The organism is Paracoccus sp. FO-3 (assembly GCF_006386455.1).
Taxonomy (GTDB): domain Bacteria; phylum Pseudomonadota; class Alphaproteobacteria; order Rhodobacterales; family Rhodobacteraceae; genus Paracoccus; species Paracoccus versutus.
This window is the reverse complement of sequence record NZ_VCBQ01000324.1, coordinates 1-353: the sequence shown is the minus strand read 5'-3', so window position 1 is coordinate 353 and position 353 is coordinate 1. Positions and strand designations below refer to the sequence as shown.

Below are 353 nucleotides of genomic sequence, written 5' to 3'. Positions count from 1 at the left end.
GGGGGCATCCAAACATGGACGCCGATAAGGGGGCACTCTTCAACGCCGATTGACACGGCGCGGCCGAACAGTGCATAGCGGTTGCGTGCGAAGCGCCGGTAGAGCCAGTTGCGCACCGGCCGGGGGAAGATCCGCAGCACGCCGGCCATCCGGGTCCATCCGCCCAGGCGGCGGCCGGCCTGAAGCACGGCGTCGCAATCGACATGCGTCCCCCCCCGCCATCGATGAACAGCCAGCTCGAGGGATCCTCCCGCTCCAGCCCGTAATGGCGCAGCAGGGCCGCGCCCAGTGGACTCTGGATCGGGCAGATGCGCACCGTTCCGGTGCGGTCGAGCCGGTGGATCATCCGCGCG

1 protein-coding gene is annotated in these 353 nt (G+C 69.4%); it reads right to left on the bottom strand.

From position 1 onward, the window contains the following. Window positions 1-188 (bottom strand): DCC1-like thiol-disulfide oxidoreductase family protein (locus FE811_RS28610; protein ID WP_255469876.1); only part of this gene is annotated, 188 nt, incomplete at its 3' end. Between the last annotated feature and the right edge of the window lie 165 nt (window positions 189-353).